This window comes from Halomonas sp. 707D4, from assembly GCF_024158685.1.
Classification (GTDB): Bacteria; Pseudomonadota; Gammaproteobacteria; order Pseudomonadales; family Halomonadaceae; genus Vreelandella.
Map to the genome: position 1 here is coordinate 1 of NZ_JAMZBD010000545.1, position 1896 is coordinate 1896.

The 1896-nt window shown below is 65.2% G+C and carries 2 protein-coding genes; both read left to right on the forward strand.

What is annotated here, in order from left to right:
- Positions 1 to 578 (forward strand): amidase family protein (locus tag BIS11_RS16385; protein ID WP_253586561.1); only part of this gene is annotated, 578 nt, incomplete at its 5' end.
- Positions 579 to 902: 324 nt separating this feature from the next.
- Entirely contained in the window at positions 903 to 1796 is an 894-nt protein-coding gene (gene dapA / locus BIS11_RS16390; RefSeq protein WP_253426630.1) for a 4-hydroxy-tetrahydrodipicolinate synthase, read from the forward strand.
- Positions 1797 to 1896: the final 100 nt, after the last annotated feature.

Below are 1896 nucleotides of genomic sequence, written 5' to 3' on the forward strand. Positions count from 1 at the left end.
ACCCCGAGTGCCCGGACGCCGACGACACCTTCGCGGTGATTCGCGCGCTCTGCTTCTCCGGCATGCACCGCGAGCTCTTGCGAGAGTACCCGGACCAGGTCGGCCCCAACGTGCGCGACAACGTCCGTGAGGGCGAAAGCTACTCGGCGCTGGACGTGGTGCGCGCGCTGACCAACCAGCAGCACCTCTATCGCCACTGGCAGACGTTCTTCGAGCACCACGACTTCGTGCTGGCGCCCACCACCACCATCAGCCCGCGGGACTGGCACGAGCTCTACCCCACCGAGATCGACGGCGAGCCGACGCAGAGCTACTACCACTGGCTCTCGATGGCCTACGCCTCCACACTGGCCGGCCATCCGTCGGTGACGCTGCCGACCGGGCGCGACGAAAACGGCCTGCCCTTCGGCCTGCAGATCATCGGTCGACGCGGCAGCGACCTGGAGACCCTGGCCTTCGCCCGCGAACTCGAGACGCTGTTCGCCGACGACGACGCCTTGGCCCGGCCTCGGGTCGACCTCGCCTATCTGCGTGATGCGGCTCCGCTCAAGGAGGCCGAGGGCTTCATGGGCTTCTAGAGCGCTGAAGGGTTCATTCTCGCTGCGCGATCAAAGAACAGCGCGTTCGCATCGACAACGATCATACGCTGACCGTCTACCTGCCCGGCGGGGTAGACGGCGGCCCACGCAGCCCCTCCTTCACTTTGATCAAACTGATCAATAACTTCCCTGTTCGTCGTTTCGTTCCTCGGTTGCTGCCTGGTTCGAGGAGCAAAACCCATCAATTCCATCAGCGCATACCGCTCACTAGACGATGGTATGACTTGCCAAATTTGAACGATTCGATCATTTTAGTGCGCATACTCATCAAACCGATCATTCATGGAATCCCCTGGAGGCAGCATGAGCACGTTCGAATTCCGCGGCATCGTCCCCGCCCTGATCACTCCCCTCGACCAGAACGAAGAGATCGACGAGCAGGGGCTTCGCGAGTTGACGGAAACGCTGATCCAGAAAGGGGTTCACGGCCTGTTCGCGCTGGGCACCAACGGCGAGTTCTTCTCGCTCTCCGATGACGAGAAGGTGCGGGTGGCGACCATCGTCAAGGAGCAGGCGGCGGGGCGCGTACCGGTCTACGCCGGCACCGGCGGCTACACCACGCGCGGCGTGATCGAGCTCAACCGGCGCATGGAAGAGGTCGGCGTCGACGGGCTTTCGATCATCACCCCCTACTTCAACGGCGCCACGCAAGCCGAGCTCATCCTGCACTACCAGCGCATCGCCGAGGCCACGCCGCTGCCGATCCTGCTCTACACCATTCCGGCCAAGGCCGGCGTGACCCTGACCGTGGAAAGCGTGGCCAAGCTCTCCGAAATCCCCAACATCCGCGCGATCAAGGACAGCGGCGGCGATTTCGACCGCCTGGTCCAGCTGATTCGCCTGCGCCGCGACGACTTCGCCGTGTTCACCGGCACCGACTCGATGATCCTGTGGACGCTGATGGCCGGCGGCGACGGCGCCGTGGCCGCGACCACCAACGCCGTGCCGGACGTGGTCATGACCATCTGGAACGCCTGGAAAGCGGGTGATTTCGAGACCGCCCGCGAAGCCCAGGAGAAGCTTCGCCCGCTGCGCAGCGCCTTCGCCCTGGGCACCATGCCGAGCGTGCTGAAGACCGCCGCGACGCTGCTCGGCATGCCGGCGGGCCCGGCGCGCTCGCCGGTCCAGGCGCTCACCCCCGAGGCGTTGGAGAAGCTCAAGAAGGCGCTCGAGGTCTACGACCGTGTCGAGCGCTGAGTCGCGCACCGTTCAACTGCTGATCGTCGCCGATGACCTGACCGGCACGGCGGATTCCGCCGTGGGCTGCACCCAGGCGGGGCTCGCCACCGCCGTGGTG

Excerpts from the sequence above, each read along its gene's own strand:
- dapA (WP_253426630.1), top strand. The coding sequence starts at position 903 with ATGAGCACGTTCGAATTCCGCGGCATCGTCCCCGCCCTGATCACTCCC.